The 17,546-nt window shown below is 62.8% G+C and carries 13 protein-coding genes; 6 read left to right on the top strand and 7 right to left on the bottom strand.

Annotation, left to right across the window (positions count from 1 at the left end; all coding sequences use genetic code 11):
* The 6 genes from EGJ27_RS17380 to gloB all read right to left on the bottom strand — a co-directional run bounded on the left by EGJ27_RS17380 (position 1) and on the right by gloB (position 8,357).
* Positions 1–1,020: an ABC transporter permease gene (locus EGJ27_RS17380; protein ID WP_125831972.1), complete on the bottom strand. Its 1,020-nt coding sequence runs from the start codon at positions 1,018–1,020 to the stop codon at positions 1–3.
* 1 nt (position 1,021) lies between these two features.
* A complete protein-coding gene (locus EGJ27_RS17385) occupies positions 1,022–2,095 on the bottom strand; it encodes a microcin C ABC transporter permease YejB (RefSeq protein ID WP_125831973.1) in 1,074 nt (357 codons plus the stop codon).
* A gap of 1 nt (position 2,096) precedes the next feature.
* A complete protein-coding gene (locus EGJ27_RS17390; RefSeq protein ID WP_125831974.1) occupies positions 2,097–3,953 on the bottom strand; it encodes an extracellular solute-binding protein in 1,857 nt (618 codons plus the stop codon).
* A complete protein-coding gene (locus tag EGJ27_RS17395; RefSeq protein ID WP_125831975.1) occupies positions 3,950–5,779 on the bottom strand; it encodes an extracellular solute-binding protein in 1,830 nt (609 codons plus the stop codon). The genes EGJ27_RS17390 and EGJ27_RS17395 overlap by 4 nt, the downstream gene beginning before the upstream one ends.
* Positions 5,780–5,903: 124 nt before the next feature.
* Positions 5,904–7,478, bottom strand: coding sequence for a LysM peptidoglycan-binding domain-containing protein (locus tag EGJ27_RS17400; RefSeq protein WP_125831976.1), 1,575 nt, complete (start codon positions 7,476–7,478; stop codon positions 5,904–5,906).
* Between the two features lie 99 nt (positions 7,479–7,577).
* Positions 7,578–8,357, bottom strand: a complete 780-nt coding sequence (gene gloB / locus EGJ27_RS17405; RefSeq protein ID WP_125831977.1) for a hydroxyacylglutathione hydrolase — start codon at positions 8,355–8,357, stop codon at positions 7,578–7,580.
* A gap of 83 nt (positions 8,358–8,440) precedes the next feature.
* Here gloB and EGJ27_RS17410 point away from each other — a divergent pair, with 83 nt between their 5' ends.
* The 4 genes from EGJ27_RS17410 to EGJ27_RS17425 are packed head-to-tail and all read left to right on the top strand — an operon-like array spanning position 8,441 to position 11,132.
* Complete coding sequence (locus EGJ27_RS17410) at positions 8,441–9,199, top strand: methyltransferase domain-containing protein (protein ID WP_125831978.1); 759 nt, start codon at positions 8,441–8,443, stop codon at positions 9,197–9,199.
* A 54-nt stretch (positions 9,200–9,253) separates the two neighbouring features.
* Positions 9,254–9,700: a ribonuclease HI gene (gene rnhA / locus EGJ27_RS17415; protein ID WP_125831979.1), complete on the top strand. Its 447-nt coding sequence runs from the start codon at positions 9,254–9,256 to the stop codon at positions 9,698–9,700.
* Positions 9,701–9,752: 52 nt separating this feature from the next.
* On the top strand, positions 9,753–10,532 hold the full coding sequence (dnaQ, locus tag EGJ27_RS17420) for a DNA polymerase III subunit epsilon (RefSeq protein ID WP_125831980.1): 780 nt from the start codon (positions 9,753–9,755) through the stop codon (positions 10,530–10,532).
* Positions 10,533–10,574: 42 nt separating this feature from the next.
* A complete protein-coding gene (locus EGJ27_RS17425) occupies positions 10,575–11,132 on the top strand; it encodes a GNAT family N-acetyltransferase (protein ID WP_125831981.1) in 558 nt (185 codons plus the stop codon).
* A gap of 44 nt (positions 11,133–11,176) precedes the next feature.
* Here the strand turns inward: EGJ27_RS17425 and EGJ27_RS17430 are convergent, their stop codons facing one another.
* Positions 11,177–11,389 (bottom strand): hypothetical protein, encoded by a 213-nt coding sequence (locus EGJ27_RS17430; RefSeq protein WP_125831982.1) that lies wholly within the window; start codon positions 11,387–11,389, stop codon positions 11,177–11,179.
* A 232-nt stretch (positions 11,390–11,621) separates the two neighbouring features.
* Here EGJ27_RS17430 and EGJ27_RS17435 point away from each other — a divergent pair, with 232 nt between their 5' ends.
* Together EGJ27_RS17435 and EGJ27_RS17440 are read left to right on the top strand one after the other, a co-directional pair.
* The gene (locus tag EGJ27_RS17435; protein ID WP_125831983.1) at positions 11,622–12,176 is read left to right on the top strand and encodes an NADPH-dependent FMN reductase; all 555 of its coding nucleotides are present in this window, start codon (positions 11,622–11,624) and stop codon (positions 12,174–12,176) included.
* Between the two features lie 132 nt (positions 12,177–12,308).
* Positions 12,309–17,459 carry a dermonecrotic toxin domain-containing protein gene (locus tag EGJ27_RS17440; protein WP_125831984.1) on the top strand — a complete coding sequence of 1,717 codons (5,151 nt, stop codon included), beginning with the start codon at positions 12,309–12,311 and terminating at the stop codon, positions 17,457–17,459.
* Positions 17,460–17,546 lie beyond the last annotated feature (87 nt).

Consider the following 17,546-nt stretch of genomic DNA (forward strand, 5'->3'; position numbering starts at 1 on the left):
TTATTTCCTTGGGTCGAAAGCATCGCGGGCGGACTCACCGATGAATACCAGCAGGGTCAACATCAGGGCCAGTACCGCGAAGGCGCTGATGCCCAGCCACGGCGCCTGCAGGTTGGCCTTGCCTTGCGCGACCAGCTCACCCAGCGAGGGCGAGCCGGCGGGCAGGCCGAAGCCCAGGAAATCCAGCGCGGTGAGAGTGCCGATGGCACCGGTGAGGATGAACGGCATGAACGTCATGGTCGAGACCATCGCATTGGGCAGGATGTGGCGGAACATGATCGCGCCGTTCTGCATGCCCAGCGCCCGGGCCGCCCGCACGTACTCCAGGTTGCGGCCGCGCAGGAATTCGGCGCGTACCACATCCACCAGGCTCATCCAGGAAAACAGCAGCATGATGCCCAGCAGCCACCAGAAATTGGGCTGCACGAAACTGGCCAGAATGATCAGCAGGTACAGCACCGGCAGCCCGGACCAGACTTCCAGGAAGCGCTGGCCAAGCAAATCGACCCAGCCGCCGTAGAAACCCTGCAAGGCGCCGGCGATGACGCCGATGATGGAGCTGAGCACCGTCAGGGTCAGGGCGAACAGCACGGAAATCCGGAAGCCGTAGATCACGCGGGCCAGCACGTCGCGGCCCTGGTCATCGGTGCCCAGCAGGTTTTCCCTGGACGGCGGAGCGGGGGCCGGGACTTTCAGGTCGTAGTTGATGCTTTCGTAACTGAACGGAATCGGCGCCCACAGCGTCCAGCCGCCCTTGGCCGACAGCAGCTCCTTGATGTAGGGACTTTTGTAGTTGGCCTCCAGCGGAAACTCGCCGCCGAAGGTGGTTTCCGGGTAGCGCTCCAGCACCGGGAAATACCAGCTGCCGTCGTAGCGCACGGCCAGCGGCTTGTCATTGGCGATCAATTCGGCACCCAGGCTCAGGCCGAACAGGATCAGAAACAGCCACAGCGACCACCAGCCGCGCTTGTTGGCCTTGAAACGTTCGAAGCGGCGGCGATTGAGAGGAGACAGCTTCATATCAATGCTTCCTGCTTTCAAAGTCGATGCGCGGGTCCACCAGGGTGTAGGTGATATCGCCGATCAGCTTCACGACGAGGCCCAGCAGGGTGAAGATGAACAGGGTGCCGAACACCACCGGGTAGTCGCGATTGATCGCCGCCTCGAAACTCATCAGGCCCAGGCCGTCGAGGGAAAAGATCACCTCCACCAGCAGGGAACCGGTAAAGAAGATGCTGATGAACGCCGACGGGAACCCGGCAATCACCAGCAGCATCGCGTTGCGAAATACGTGACCGTACAGCACCCGGTTGTTGGACAGGCCCTTGGCCTTGGCGGTGACCACGTACTGCTTGCCGATCTCGTCGAGAAAGCTGTTTTTGGTCAGCAGGGTCATGGTGGCGAAGTTGCCGATCACCAGCGCGGTGACGGGCAGCACCAGATGCCAGAAATAGTCGAGCACTTTGCCCAGGGTGCTCAGTTCGTCGAAGTTGTTCGACGTCAGTCCGCGCAGCGGGAACCAGTTGAAATAACTGCCGCCGGCGAACAGCACGATCAACAGGATGGCGAACAGGAACGCCGGGATCGCATAGCCGACGATGATCGCCGAACTGGTCCACACGTCAAAGGCGCTGCCATGCCGGGTGGCCTTGGCGATGCCCAGCGGGATCGACACCAGGTACATGATCAGCGTGCTCCACAACCCGAGGGAAATGGACACCGGCATCTTTTCGATGATCAGGTCGATGACTTTGGCGTCGCGGAAGAAACTGTCGCCGAAATCCAGCTGCGCGTAGTTCTTGATCATCAGCCACAGGCGCTCGGGCGGCGACTTGTCGAAGCCGTACATGCGCTCGATTTCCTTGACCAGCGCCGGGTCCAGGCCCTGTGCGCCCCGGTAGTTGGAGCCTGCCACCGCCACCTCGGCACCACCGCCAGCGATACGGCTGGTGGCGCCGTCGAAGCCTTCGATCTTGGCGATCATCTGCTCCACCGGCCCGCCGGGCGCCGCCTGGACGATGATGAAGTTGATGATCAGAATACCCAGCAGCGTCGGAATGATCAGCAGCAGGCGCCGGAAAATATAAGCCAGCATGTCAGTGCTCCGTGGCGTTGCTTGCAGGTTGGCCCGCGCCGTTGGCATTCACGGGTGTCGCCGGCTTGGCGTCGGGCTTGGCCCACCAGGTTGAAATACCGATATCGGACAAGCCCTGATCGCCAGTGCGCGGGTGAGCGATGTGATCCCAATAGGCAATGCGCCAGGTCTTGATATGCCAGTTGGGCAGCACGTAGAAACCCCACTGCAACACGCGGTCCAGGGCGCGGGTATGGGTAATCAGGCTCTGGCGCGAGTCGGCATTGATCAGCCCGGCGACCAGCGCGTCCACAGCCGGATCTTTCAGGCCCATGAAGTTGCGGCTGCCGGGATTGTCGGCACTGGAGGAATCGAAATACACCCGCTGTTCGTTACCGGGCGAGGCTGACTGCGGGAAACTGCTGACGATCATGTCGTAGTCCCTGGAACGCAGTCGATTGATGTATTGCGACACATCGGAGCGGCGGATCACCAGTTCGATGCCCAGGTCGTTGAGGTTGCGCTTGAAGGGCAGCAGTACCCGCTCGAACTCGGTCTGTGCCACCAGGAACTCGATCTTCATCGGATTGCCCTGGGCATCGACCATTTTGTCGTCCACCACTTTCCAGCCCGCTTCCTGCAACAACTGGAAGGCGCGGCGCTGTTGCGGGCGGAGCATGCCGCTGCCGTCGGTGACCGGCAGCTGGAAGGCTTCGGTGAAGACCCGGTCCGGGATTTTGCCGCGCAACGGTTCGAGGATTTTCAGCTCTTGGGCCGACGGCAGGCCGGTGGCCGCCATCTCCGAATTCTCGAAGTAGCTGCGGGTACGGGTGTAGGAACCGTTGAACAGTTGCTTGTTGGTCCATTCGAAGTCCAGCAGCAGGGTTAGCGCTTCACGCACCCGCACGTCCTGGAACATCGGCTTGCGCATGTTGAAGACAAAGCCCTGCATGCCGGTCGGGTTGCCGTTGGGCAGCTCTTCCTTGATCAGCCGGCCTTCCTTGACGGCCGGAGTGTTGTAGGCGGTTGCCCAGTTCTTGGCACTGGTTTCCAGCCAGTAGTCAAACTGCCCGGCCTTGCCGGCCTCCAGCGCGACGGTGTTGTCGCGGTAATAGTCGTAGGCCATCACGTCGAAGTTGTAGAAGCCCTTGTTGATCGGCAGGTCTTTGCCCCAGTAATCCTTGACTCGTTCATAGCGTACCGAGCGTCCGGCTTCGGCGGCTGCAACCTTGTACGGACCGCTGCCGAGGGGAAAGTCCAGGTTGCCGGCGGCGAATTCCCGGTTGGCCCAGAAATGCTTGGGCAGTACCGGCAGTTGGCCGAGAATCAGCGGCATTTCGCGGTTGTCGGTGCGCTTGAACTTGAACAACACGCGCAGCGGATCTTCGACCACCACTTTGTCTACATCGGCGTAGTAGCCGCGATACATTGGCGCGCCTTGTTCCATCAGGGTCTTGAAGCTGAATTCGACGTCTTCGGCGCGCACCGGATGGCCGTCGTGAAAGCGGGCTTCGGGGCGCAGGTAAAAGCGCACCCAGCTGTTGTCCGGGGCCTTTTCGATCTTTTCGGCGATCAGGCCGTATTCGGTGAACGGCTCATCCAGGCTGGCGCGGGCCAGGGTGTCGTAGATCATGCCGATGTCTTCGGCCGCAACGCCCTTGTTGATGAACGGGTTGAAGCTGTCAAACCCGCCGAAGCCGGCCTGGCGCAAGGTGCCGCCCTTGGGGGCGTCGGGGTTGACGTAGTCGAAATGCTTGAAGTCGGCCGGGTACTTGGGCGCTTCGTCGTACAGCGTCAGCGCGTGTCGCGGTGCAGCCTGGGCAGTGCAGGCCAGACCGGCCAGCAACACGCCGCCAAGCAAGGTGCGCAAAGGGGTCATCGGGTCTCCTCCAGAGTCTTGAGCCACCACGCACGCAAGCCCAGGGTGTAGGGCGGGGTGGTGACCATGGCGAATCGATTGCGATACGCCAGGCGATGATTGTTCAGGTACCAGTTGGGAATGCTGTAGTGCTGCGAAAGCAGGACGCGGTCCAGGGCGCGGGTTGCCGCCACCTGTTCATCGCGGGTCTGAGCCGCCAGCAGCTTGTTGAGCAGGTCGTCGATCACCGGGTTGGCAATGCCGGCGTAGTTCTTGCTGCCGTTCACCAATGCCTGGCTGGAATGGAAATACTGCCACTGCTCCAGGCCAGGGCTCAGGGTCTGCGGCAACGTCATGAGGATCATGTCGAAGTCGAAACGGTCCAGGCGTTGCTTGTATTGCGCCCGGTCCACGGTACGCAGGCCGGCCTGGATGCCGAGGCGGCGCAGGTCTTCGATGTAGGGTTGCAGGATGCGTTCGAGGTTGGGGTTGACCAGCAGGATCTCGAACCGCAAAGGCTGTCGATTGGCATTGAGCAGGCCTTGAGCCGACAACGTCCAGCCGGCTTTGTCGAGCAGGCCCAGCGCCTTGCGCAGGGTGTCCCGGGGAATGCCGCCGCCGTCGGTTTTCGACGGTGTGTAAGGCTGGGTGAACAGGCTGGGCGGGAGTCGGTCGCGATATGGCGCCAACAACAGCCATTCATGCCCGGTCGGCAGTCCCGTCGCGGAAAACTCGCTGTTGGGGTAATAGCTCGTCGAGCGTGAATAGGCGTCGCTGAACAGCGTGCGGTTGGTCCATTCGAAATTGAACAGCAGCCCCAGGGCTTCACGCACCTGGATGTCAGAGAACGCCGGGCGCCGGGTATTCATGAACAACCCTTGGCTCTGGGTCGGTATCCGGTGCGGGATCTGCGCCTTGATCACCTGTCCGTTGGCCACCGCCGGAAAGTTGTAGCCGTTGGCCCAGTTCTTGGCCTGGTGTTCGATGTAGATGTCGAATTCCCCGGCCTTGAACGCTTCGAAAGCGACGTTGCTGTCGCGATAGAAATCCACCTCGACCCGGTCGAAATTGTATTTGCCGCGATTGACTGGCAGGTCCTTGCCCCAGTAATCCTTTACCCGCTCGAACAGCAGCTGCCGCGCCGGGCTGACTCGGGTAATGCGGTACGGCCCGCTGCCCAGCGGCGGCTCGAAGGTGGTGGCCTTGAAGTCGCGGTCCTTCCAGTAGTGCTGCGGCAGCACCGGCAGCTCACCCAGGCGCAGGATCAGCAGCGGGTTGCCGGCGCGCTTGAACACGAAGCGAATGCGGTGCCGGTTGAGGATGTCGACCCGCTGTACTTCCTGCAGGGCGGTGCGGTATTGCGGATGACCGTCCTTGAGCAACGTGCGGTAGGAAAACGCCACGTCATAGGCGGTCATGGGCTTGCCGTCATGAAAGCGTGCCTGTGGCCGGATATTGAACACCACCCAGCTTCGGTCTTCGGCGTACTCGACGCTCTGGGCGACCAGGCCGTAGCTGGAGGTCGGCTCGTCACCGGAAGGGTCGTATTGCCCGGTACCGACCATCAGCGGCTCATTGAGCTCGTTGACGCCGTATTGCAGGAAATTGCCGGTGGAAACCGGGCTGGTGCCTTTGAAGGTGTAAGGATTGAGCGTATCGAAAGTCCCAAACGCCATCATTCGCAAGGTGCCACCCTTCGGCGCCTCGGGATTGACCCAGTCGAAGTGAGTGAAGCTGGCCGGGTACTTGAGAACGCCGAATTGCGCATAGCCATGACTTTCAGTGATGGCTGCGTCGGCGCAGAAGCTCAAGCCCAGACTGGCGATGAACAGGAAGGGTCGTATCACGATCCAGGCAGCTTGGGCTTTAGGGTCGCTAACAGTAACAGCTTGTCCGGGCTGGAAAAAGACTGCCGGCATGGCGGTTCAGGGGAGGGCGTGTCGGCCACTCGCAAGCGAATGGCCGAACTCGTCAATGCGGCAGGTAGACAGTCAGGGTCTGGCCCGGCTTGAGGGCCTTGCCGCTGCGCGGGTTCCAGCGCTTGAGATGCTGCATCTCGACGTTGAAACGCTTGGCGACCAGATACATCGAGTCGCCTTTCTGGATCTTGTACTGCATCGACTTGCCTTCGCCCTTGGTGCTGGCAGTGCTCGACGCCTTGCTGTTGTCTTCCATCACCAGGGTCTGGCCGACCTTGAGCTGATGGCCCGACAGCTTGTTCCAGTGCTGCAGGTCTTCGACCGCGACCTTGTTGGCCTTGGCGATGTTGGTCAGGTTGTCGCCGCTGCGCACCGTGTAGTTGCGGCTGCGAGCCGGCTTGTCAGTGCTGGCCAGGGTCTGGAATACCGGCTGGGACGGCGTGACGCCGGGCCTGACCGGAATGCTCAGCGACTGGCCGACCTTGAGGCGGCTGCCGGACAATTTGTTGTTGCCCTTGATTGAGCTGACCGAGACCTGATAACGGCTGGCCAGGCTTTCCAGAGTGTCGCCGCGGCGCACGCGATAAGGCTGCCAGGCCACCAGCTCTTCCTGCTTCATGGTCGAGAGGCTGGCGGTCAGCTCCTGCGCCTTGGCCGTCGGCACCAGCAAGTGTTGCGGACCGTCGATGGTCAGGCGCTTCTTGAAGGCCGGGTTGAGCTGGATCAGCTCGTCTTCGTCGATGTTGGCCGCGCTGGCGACCTTGGCCAGATCGACACGCTTGTCCAGTTCGACGACTTCGAAATAGGGTTCGTTGGCAATGGGGTTGAGGTTGACGCCATAGGCCTCGGGCGACAACACCACTTGGGACAATGCCAGCAGCTTGGGCACGTAATCGCGGGTTTCCTGCGGCAGCGGCAGGTTCCAGTAATCGGTCGGCAGGTTGAGCTTGTCGTTGCGCTCGATGGCGCGGCTGACCGTACCTTCACCGGCGTTGTAGGCGGCCAGGGCCAGCAGCCAGTCGCCGTTGAACATGTCGTGCAGCCGGGTCAGGTAATCCAGCGCCGCCACGGTGGAGGCCTGGATATCGCGACGGCCGTCATAGAAGTTGGTCTGGCGCAGGTTGAAGTAGCGCCCCGTGGACGGAATGAACTGCCACAGGCCCACGGCCTTGCTGCGGGAGATCGCCATCGGGTTGTAGGCGCTTTCGATGACCGGCAGCAGGGCCAGTTCCAGCGGCATGTTGCGCTCTTCGAGGCGCTCGACGATGTAATGCATATAAAGGCTGCCACGTTCACCGGCGTTCTCCAGGAACGAGGGGTTATTGGCGAACCACAGGCGCTGCTGGTCGATACGCGGGTTCTGGTCGTTGCCCTGCTGAAGCTGGAAGCCCTCGCGCATGCGTTCCCAGACATCCTGCGGCGGTGCCGCAGGGTTGGCTTTATGCGTCAGGAAGATCGGCTTCTGCTTGATTGCGGCCGTGAGGTTGGGCGCGCGATGAGTGGCGGCGGGCTCGACCTGGGCGGTGGTCTGGCAGCCTGCCAGCAGCGCAGTCGCAGCGACGGCCACAGCCTGGGCCAACCGAGTCAATGTGTCCGGATTGCGGGGCTTACTGATAAATGACGACATTGTCTGGGGGGTGTATCCAGGCGAAAATGTCGGGCGATTCTAGAAAGCGGCCTGCAGATGGTCAACCTTTCAGAATTTTGTTGCCGTTTGGCTGTCTGCTCAAAAATTATCTTTCCAGCCCCGCAAGGTGGCAAAAACCTCTGTCTGCCGGGTGTGAGCCCGTCCCGCCCGTTCGTCCGCTTTTTCTTTAACGGATGTTTCATCGGTGCGCAGAAATGGATTGGTACGTTTTTCCAGAGCTAGATTGGAAGGGAGGCTGATGCGATCTTCATTGCGCCATTGAGTGACCTGCGCAAGCCGTTCGGCGATGTCCCTGTTCCCGGGTTCGACCGCCTGGGCGAAGCGCAGGTTGCTCAAGGTGTATTCGTGGGCGCAGTAGATCAGCGTGCTATCTGGCAAGGCAGCCAGGCGCTGGAGCGACTCGTGCATCTGTTGCGGCGTGCCTTCGAACAGTCGGCCGCAGCCAGCGGCGAACAGCGTGTCGCCACAGAACAGCAAGGGCCGTTCGGCGTCAGCGTGGAAAAACGCGATATGCCCCAGGGTGTGACCGGGCACCGCGTGTACCACGAAGTCCAGCCCCAGGACGCTGACCCGGTCGTTGTCGATCAGCGCCACGTCACGAGCGGGAATCTTCTCGTTGGCAGGCCCGGATACTCGGGCGTCGGTGGCCTGCTTGACCGCCACGACGCCTCCCACATGATCGGCATGGTGGTGGGTGATCAGGATATCGGTCAGGCGAAAGGCCGGGTTCGCTTCGAGCCAGGCCAGCACCGGCGCGGCATCGCCGGGATCGACCACGGCGCAGGTCTGGGTCGAAAGGTCTTGTAACAACCAGATGTAGTTGTCGCTGAAAGCGTGCAGGGCGTGGATCTGTATCATGGCGCAGTTCGCATAGCGGAAGACAATGGTGCATCTTAGGCGCTGAGCCTGCTGTATGCGAGCACCCCTGGAGGAGATCACACATGACCGATGAAGCGTTCGCCCAGGCCGACCCCGAATGGCTGGCCCTGGTCTGCGCGGCCCGCGAATGGTTGGCCGGGCCGTTGGGCCAGTTGCTGCTGGCCGAAGAACGGCGGGTTCTGGACGACGAGCTGGGGCGTTATTTCGGCGGTTACCTGGTGCATTACGGGCCTTCGGCCGACAGCCCGCCGGTCGCACAGCAAGTACAGCGCAACGTGCGCCTTGGCGCGCCGTTGCCCGGAGTCGAGATTGTCTGTGAAGAACAGGCCTGGCCGTTGAGCGAACATGCCGCCGACGTCGTGGTGTTGCAGCACGGCCTGGATTTCTGCCTGTCGCCCCACGGCCTGCTGCGCGAAGCGGCCAGCAGCGTGCGCCCCGGCGGGCATCTGTTGATCATCGGCATCAACCCCTGGAGCACCTGGGGGCTGCGCCATGTCTTCGCCCGCGATGCCCTGCGCAAGGCGCGCTGCATCTCGCCGTCGCGGGTCGCCGACTGGCTTAACCTGCTGGGCTTCGCGCTGGAGAAACGCCGCTTCGGATGCTATCGTCCGCCCCTTGCTTCTGCGGCATGGCAGACACGGCTCGCCGGGCTCGAATGCCTGGGCGATGGCCGGCAAAGCCCTGGCGGCGGGTTCTACCTGCTGGTTGCCCGCAAACTGGTGGTCGGGCTTCGGCCGTTGCGTCAGGCCCGTCGCGAACCGATGGGCAAGCTGATTCCGCTGCCGATGGCCAAGGTCAGTCGGCAAAGCCAGGAGCCTTGACCCCCCGCCTGCCCATGCCGCGCAATGAAGCCTCTCGAATCTGGATAGTCTGTAATGAGCGATAGCGTTGAACTGTTCACCGACGGCGCCTGCAAGGGCAATCCCGGCCCCGGCGGCTGGGGCGCCTTGCTGGTCTGCAAGGGCGTCGAAAAGGAGCTGTGGGGCGGCGAAGCCAATACCACCAACAACCGCATGGAGCTGACCGGCGCCATCCGCGGCCTTGAAGAACTCAAGCGGCCCTGCGAAGTGACCCTGGTGACCGACTCCCAGTACGTGATGAAAGGCATCACCGAATGGATGGTCAACTGGAAGAAGCGCGGCTGGAAGACCGCCGCCAAGGAACCGGTCAAGAATGCCGATCTCTGGCAGTTGCTCGACGAGCAGGTCAATCGCCATACCGTGAAGTGGCAGTGGGTGCGCGGCCATATCGGCCATCCCGGCAACGAGCGTGCCGACCAGCTCGCCAATCGGGGTGTGGACGAGGTCCGCAGGCAGGGCTGAGGCGCTGCGCCTGCCGTGTTAAGATCGCCGCCTGCAAACGAGGCAACAGTCAATGGCATCGCAAAACCTAGATAACCGTTCGATCGTTCTCGATACCGAGACCACCGGCATGCCGGTGACCGACGGCCACCGCATCATCGAGATCGGGTGTGTCGAGGTGATCGGCCGCCGCCTGACCGGGCGGCATTTCCATGTTTACCTGCAACCGGACCGCGAAAGTGACGAGGGCGCCATCGGCGTCCACGGCATTACCAACGAATTTCTGGTCGGCAAGCCGCGTTTCCCTGAGGTGGCCGATGAATTCTTCGAATTCATCAAGGGCGCGCAGCTGATCATCCATAACGCGGCGTTCGACGTTGGCTTCATCAACAACGAATTCGCGTTGATGGGTGCCCACGACCGGGCCGATATCACCCAGCATTGCACGGTCCTCGATACCCTGGCGATGGCCCGTGAACGGCATCCGGGCCAGCGCAACAGCCTGGATGCGTTGTGCAAGCGCTACGGGGTCGATAACTCCGGCCGCGAATTGCACGGCGCCTTGCTCGACTCGGAAATTCTGGCCGACGTCTATCTGGCGATGACCGGCGGGCAGACCAGCCTGTCGCTGGCCGGCAACGCCACTGACGGCAATGGCTCGGGCGAAGGCTCGGGCAGCCGCGGCAGCGAGATCCGTCGCCTGCCGGCCGGGCGCCAGCCATGCCGGGTCATTCGCGCCTCCGACAGCGAACTGGCCGAACATGAAGCGCGCATGGCGGCCATCGCCAAGGCCGCCGGTGCGCCTGCGCTGTGGGTACAGCTTCAGGAAGCCCGTGCGGCTGCCTCGTCCTGACGGCGCGGGCCGCACGCCGGGCACCTGCCGGGCGGTGGCGCAATGACGGTGTCCGATTCCGGCCTGAGCATTCGGGTAGCTGACGAATGCTTCGAGGACTACATCCTCAACAGTGAATTCACCTTTCTGGTCAGCGGGTATGCGCAGGTCCTGATGGGCCAGAGCGTCGCCAGCTGGCCGGTCGAGGCGGTCGAGCCTTACCGCAAGAACTACGGGATCGATTCCCAGGAATTCTGTGACCATCGTGAGGCCGCCGACAGCACGGTGCTGGTCGCCTGGCTGGGCGACCGGGCGGTAGGGCATGTGGTGCTCAGCACCCACTGGAACGGCTTTGCGCATGTGGACGAGCTGGCGGTGGACGCGTCGGCGCGGCGCCTCGGCGTGGCCCGTTCGCTGTTGGACGTGGCGCAGTTCTGGAGCCGCAAACGCGGTTTGCCAGGCGTGATGCTGGAAACCCAGAACAACAACCTGGCGGCCTGCCGGTTGTACGAACGCTGCGGTTATCGGGTCGGCGGCGTCGACCACCTGCGCTATCGCGGACTGGACCCAAAGACCCGCGAAGCAGCGATATTCTGGTACCTGATCTTTTCAGATGCCTGAATCGCCACTCGCGCCGGCCATTGCCCGTGCACTCCGAACGGCGATCAGGGAATGCGCGTCATCCTGATTCCGGACTGAGCCAGTTCGAAATCATCCCCGCCCAAGTGAGTGACCCGGTCGCCGATTGCCAGTCGATAGGTCATTACCGGTTCCTTGCCATCGGCAGTATCTGCCGTTGAATCCTGAAAAACATGCACCGGGTAGATACGGCCTTCCGCATCTCTTGCATGAAACTGTCCGACGCGAACTGAAGCCATTTGCTTAGTAACCTCTGAAGATAACCGCCTGTTTTGCCTGACATGCCGTCTCATCGACAGCGGGCAACCGGCCCTGTAGACCGTCGATTGCCAGGGTAGTTTGCCGGCCGGGAAAAAATAATCCGGGCCGTTGCGGCGCAAAATCGATGCTATGAAAAGCCCTGTGCGTCGTCTATAACCGGGAACTGATCTATAACTAACCCTTCCTCGAATCCGCAAACGGTGACGCTAGATGACCCAGGTCCACTCCATTGCAGTGCTGGTCGGCAGCCTGCGCAAAGACTCCATCAACCGTAAAATCGCTCTCGCGCTCGCAGAGCTGGCTCCGCCGAGCCTGGATCTGAATATCGTCGAAATCGGCGACCTGCCGCTGTACAACGAAGACATCGACGGCCCTGTACCTCCTCCAGCCTACGCCACTTTTCGTGAAAAACTCGCGTCTGCCGACGGTCTGCTGTTCGTCACGCCCGAATACAACCGCTCGGTGCCCGGCGTGCTGAAAAACGCCATCGACGTGGGCTCGCGGCCCTATGGCAAAAGCGCCTTCAGCGGCAAGCCGGGCGCGGTTATCAGCGCCTCACCAGGTGCCATCGGCGGTTTCGGGGCCAATCACCACCTGCGCCAGTCGCTGGTGTTCCTTGACGTGCCCTGTCTGCAGCAGCCCGAATCCTACCTGGGCGGCGCCGGTTCATTCTTCGACGAGTCGGGGGTGCTTTCGGACAACACCCGGCCTTTCCTGCAAAGCTTCATTGACGCGTTCGCTGCCTGGGTCGAGAAAAACCGCTAGTCCGCTTCCCGCCCGGCCGGTTGCTATATATACGGCAGGCTCCCGGCTATCGCTGGTTACGCTCCTTTTTCACTGTTACCGCCACCGGCGCCTCGCGCGTCCGGTGGCGCTTTGTGCAAAAGGAAGCTTGCCATGCCCGCCACACCCTATTTTCACAGCGAAGCGCTGCGCCAGCGTTTCGCACAGCATCTGCAGGACGCCTATGCCGGCGCGCTGATCACGGCCGATGAATTGCAGGACCTGCAGCGCCTGGTGGCTGCCCGCCAACCCACGGCGGCAGGTCAGGCCCAGCCGGCGCTCTACCACGTGCTGCTGGAGGACGGCTCGCCCGAGCCGCTGGGGCTGGTTTCGGCGTTGCTGATCGTGCGTCGCAATGCCAGCGACGAAACCCTGTACCTCGACACCCTGGCCCATGGCCTCAAGCGGTTTACCGATCATCTGCAGCTTGCGACGTACCTCAGAGGATTGTTCGCGGTGCGCGCCGATCTGGAACCCGACTTCGAATACCAGGTGCTGGAGGGCTCGCCGTTCGAGCTGGGCATGTGGCGAATCGTCGACCACCAGGCCCGTTCCCTGCGTCGGCTGGCCAACGACTTGCAGCAATTGCCGTCGCTGCCCCATGTGCTGCCGCAGCGGCTGGCCGCGAAGCTGACTGCCATCTGGCCCGACGGCCGGCCCGATCTCCAGGCGCCGCTGGTGCAACTGGTCGAAACCGCCCCGCAGCCACCCGGCGCGAGTCAGGAGCACGTCGTGCTGGTCAAGAGTATCGAGCGGCTGGTCCTGGATGCGCTGACGGGCGAGACGCTGCCCGCCGGTCAGCGTTTTCGTTTTCGAAGCCTCGAGGGCCGGCCACTGGACACGCTCACCGTCGATGATCTGCGTCTGCGACTGCCTGACCTGAAAGATGACCTGGAGCACCTGCTGGGCACTTACTGGACCGCTCCCGACCGGCACGGCGTGACCCGGCGTGAGCGGGCCGCCCAGACACTGGCCGACGGCTTCAGTCATCAGGTCTGGATGCAGGAACGGACCCTGGGGGCCGCGGCAACCGCGTTGACCGGCATTCTCGGTGCGGCGCTGTACGCGCTGGCGCCGGTGGCCGTCAGCCGACTGTCGCTGATGGCCGATGGCCTGGGGCCGTTCAAGCTGGTGGGGCTGTATCTGATTCACCTGGAGCAGGGCGCCTACGTGCTGTACTCGCCGGCGCGGGGCATCCGCCACCTGACCGACTGGAACGCCCTGACCGACCTGATCGGCAGCCCGCAGGGACGCCTGGAACTCAATGAGTATCTGTCACTGGGTGACCTGGCTACCGTAACCGCTGCCTCGGGCTGGCAACTGCATGGCTACCCGCTGGACAAGCCGCTGTTTCTTGACTGCCTCGATGCGATCATCGGGTTGCAGCAACGCAACATCAACATCGCGCTGCAACGCTGCTGCAACGAGGCAGGCGAGTTGCTTGCCATGCTCGATGACGCGCTGGACGTACGGAGCCTGCTCGATGCGCGTCTGCCGTACATTGACGCTGCCGGTCGCTGGTGGCGGGAACCGGCGAATTTCCTGACCCGCTGGCCCGCGTCGCTGGTGCCCGCCATGCGGCCACCCGCGACTCCGGCTGCGTCATGGATGGAGCAGCTAACCCTGCTCGATTCGGTACTCAGTGGGCTTGAAAACCAGCGTCCGGGCATTGAACTGCTGGCCCGTCAGGTCATGAGTCCGTATCTGGCGGCACTCGGTTACCCCAAGCCCCATGAAGGGGAGAAGATTCTGCTGAGCTGGTTCAGCCAGGGTGGTGCGGCCGGCGCCGGCGGCAACGCACCGGCACAGGCGCAAGGTCTTCGCATCCAGAGCCTGACCGACCTGCTGCTGGAGCGGGTGAGTGGAAAATCGACCGCGCCGCTCCCCTCGCACACCCAAGTGAATGTCCCCCGCGATTCTCTGGGGGCTGGGCAGTCGCCACTCAGCGTAGCGTCGCTGGAATATGTGTTGTCCCGCAGCCGTGACGAGCTGGAGGCGCTCTGCATCGGCGGGGTCGATGTCTTCTACAACCGGCCCTGGCGCAACCCGAAGTTCGAGTGGCGCTTCGACCAGATCGCCGATAGCGTGCGTGACAACCTGCTGCGCCTGGAGCTGGCGGTGGCCCGTCGTCTGGAGATCATCGCGCCGTCATTGCTTGACTGTCTGCAACAGGTACTGGACTGCCCCTTGAGCGCCGGGCGTCGCGACCTGGCCCAGGTGTACGCCCTGCGAGTCGAGATCGGCGACCGGCATTTTCCTCTGGGGCTCAATATTGCCTGGGCCATTCGCCAGCCGGGTCGGATCGACGCTGAGCTGCTGTTCTGGTCGGTATTCAGCGGGTTGCAGGCGGTGAGTTCCGGCGCGCAGTTGCAGACGCGGCTGGCGCAGCGGCTGCAGGAACCGGTCTGGCGTAGCAGATGGTTGCTGCTGTTTGCCAGCGAAGAGCGGCAATGGCTGGATCAAGCGCTGGCCAACGGCGAGACGCTGACCCTGTCGCTGGCACGGGTCGAAGGGGATTTTCTGCGGCGCATCCAGCAGGACGAACAGCAACGTCAGAAGCAGGAGGTTGCCGGCGCCTTGCGCCAGGGCAAGGATACTGGCCTGGCCGCGCTGCCGTTCAGTCGCTATGTGACCCTGGCCAGCAGCGATGACCGGCTTCAGGCCTGGCTCGACGCGTTGGCGATCCGTATCCAGAACCAGCTCTTTTCGACCGCATTGCCCGACTGGCTCGGCAATGCCTCGCTGGAAGACCTGGGGCGCTACGCCGACGTGCTCTCCGATTATTTCCGTTTCAGTGACCCTGCGCAGGATTACCTCAGCGATATTCCCCGGTTGCAGGTCTTTGCCCACCAGCAGCTGCTGGAGGCGTTGCGACGGGATTTTCCCGATCATGACCTGGACCCGCGACGCATCATCCTCACCCTCACCGAGTATGTTCCGGCCCCTGTGCCGCCCGGCAGCCTGCCGTCGGCGGTGCCGGCGGCCACCCTGGTGCGCAGCGAAAGCCTGGTGGGCTATGCGCTCAACCACTTCTCCACGCGCCATGGCGGCACCTTGAGCCTGGAGCCATCGCCGGATGCGCCGCTGCCGGCGGGCCTGACCGCCGACTACCTCGCCGGGCTGGTACACACCCTGGATGTGGGCCTGCGCTATCAGAACCTGCTTGCCGAACGCTTCAACCCGGCGCGCGCGGATTACCCGCAGCGCCGTGAGCGCTTCATGGTGCAGGCGCCGGCGCGCTTGCTGGCACCGGCGCTGGAAATGAAGCTGCAGGGGCAGTTGAGCCAGCAAGCCTACGATTACATCGAGAATGTGGTGACCATGCCCGATGGCAAGGCCCGCGACCCGGTGCACGGCCGGACGATCGTGTTGCGGCCCTTGACCCTGTTGCCGCGTGCGGACATGGCTGCTGATCGTGTCCAGGGCCTGTTTCTGATCGGCCCGCAAGACCCGGACCAGGGGCCGGTGGTGCTGCACAGCCTTTTCAGCGAGTCGTTCGGCTTCGTGGAATTTCGTGATCGGCACCAACTGCTGGAACAGTTGCGTCGCGAGGGACCGTTGCAGCAACTGGTGCTTGATCGGGTCGAGCCGCTGCTACGCTCGCGATACGCCAACGGCGGTCTGATCGAGGCGCATATTCCCTGGAGTACCGAAGGCGTCATGGACGTGCCGTTCGGTCAGCCCGGTGAGGTCAGCCTGGGCAACCGCGTCATCGAAGGCAACGCCTTGCGTCATCTGTTCGAGACCAGCCTGCAACTGATGCAGGTGCTCAGTCGCCAGCAGACGGTAACCAGTGCCCAGGCCGACTGGGCGTCGTTCCTGCACCTGATGACGTTGAGCACCGAGCAGGTACTGATGTTCATGCCCGGCAAGCTGGGGTTGTTGATTTCGCTGTGGCAGAGCCAGTCGCTGTTGCGCGCGTCGGTCAGTTCAGTGTCCGAGCAGCGCTGGGGCCGGGCCTTGTCGGAATTCTCCGCAGCCCTGGTGACACTGGTGAGCGCTCGCACCCAGGACGAATACGAAACCTCGGGTATCCGGCCGGCCCCACGCCCGACGGTGTTTTCCTGGAGCAATGCGGTCCTGACCCCGGAATTGATGCAGCGCCTGAGAACGTTCGAAAGACATGATGTCGAGCTGGCGAGCCTGCAGTACGACAGTCTGTACAACCTGTACCTGGACCCGCTCACCCAGGCCAAGTACGCCGCCGTGGACGGCAAGGTCTATCAGGTCCACGAGCGATTTGGCGTGTGGAGCATCCGTGGCGACAGTGCCGACGGGCCGAAGCTGCAACTGAGCCAGGACCAGCGCTGGCAACTGAAACTGGATATGGGCCTGCGCGGTGGTGCTCCGACCATTCTCAACCTGCAGGAACATGAGCTGCAGGTCGAGCTGCGCAGCTACATGGAGGTCTTCGCCCAGGGCATGCCGGATATTCGCGCCTACTCGCGGGACCAGGCCCGGCGGATCAGCATGGGCGTCCACCAGGCGCTGGGCTATCTGCAAACCGCGCTGTTCAACCTTCGCACGCCGTTCGGCGGCGGGTTGGCGCAGCCTGTGCAGATCATCCTGCGGGACTTTTTCGGCGTGCAGGACATCGAGCCCAGGCTGATCGATGGAGTGCGGGAACGAATCCTGGAGTTGTTCGAGGGCCTGTCGGACCCGTCGCTGTCGATCCTCGATTCCGGGCGTTTCGTGGTCGGCGCGGTCAAGGCCGGTAACGAGGGGCTGGCCGCTTTCGTGTTCAAGGGCGATCAACAGCGACGCCTGTTTCTGGGCGAGATGTTTTTTTCACCGCCTTCGTATTTCCTCAAGAACGCATTGCCCGGCGACCGGGCCTTCAATGCCGATGATCATTTTCGAGTCATGGCGTTGCTGCACGAGCTGTCGCATCTGCAGAGCGAAACCGAAGACATCGCGTACCTGGACGCTTGCGCGCCGCCGACGGACCTGCTCGATGACAACGTGCCGATGGCCGCCTGGTACAAGCGGGTGCTGCAGGAGTTGCGGACCCAGTCGCTGTCCCACAGAACGCCCTCCGCAGAACTGTTCCGCACCCGCAATGGCGGCGGTGTCTGGCGCGACTTCGATCACACCGACGGCGTCACGTTCGGCAAGATCCTCAGGCTGACCGGCCAGCGCACCCTGGCCGGCGCGCGCCAGGCTTTCCTGACCAACGTGACAGCGCGCTGTCGGGTGATTCTGGGCAATGCCGACTCGGTCGCCATGCTGATTTCCCTGCTGGGGCGTGAGCGTTTCCAACGCTAAGTCAGCACCGGGAAGGGCGGTGTGCCGAGAAATGGCCGGGGTTGAAATATCTACGGCAGATCTGCGGCGGCGTCTGGTTAGGCTCTT

The sequence above is a fragment of the Pseudomonas sp. v388 genome (assembly GCF_003935425.1).
Taxonomy (GTDB): domain Bacteria; phylum Pseudomonadota; class Gammaproteobacteria; order Pseudomonadales; family Pseudomonadaceae; genus Aquipseudomonas.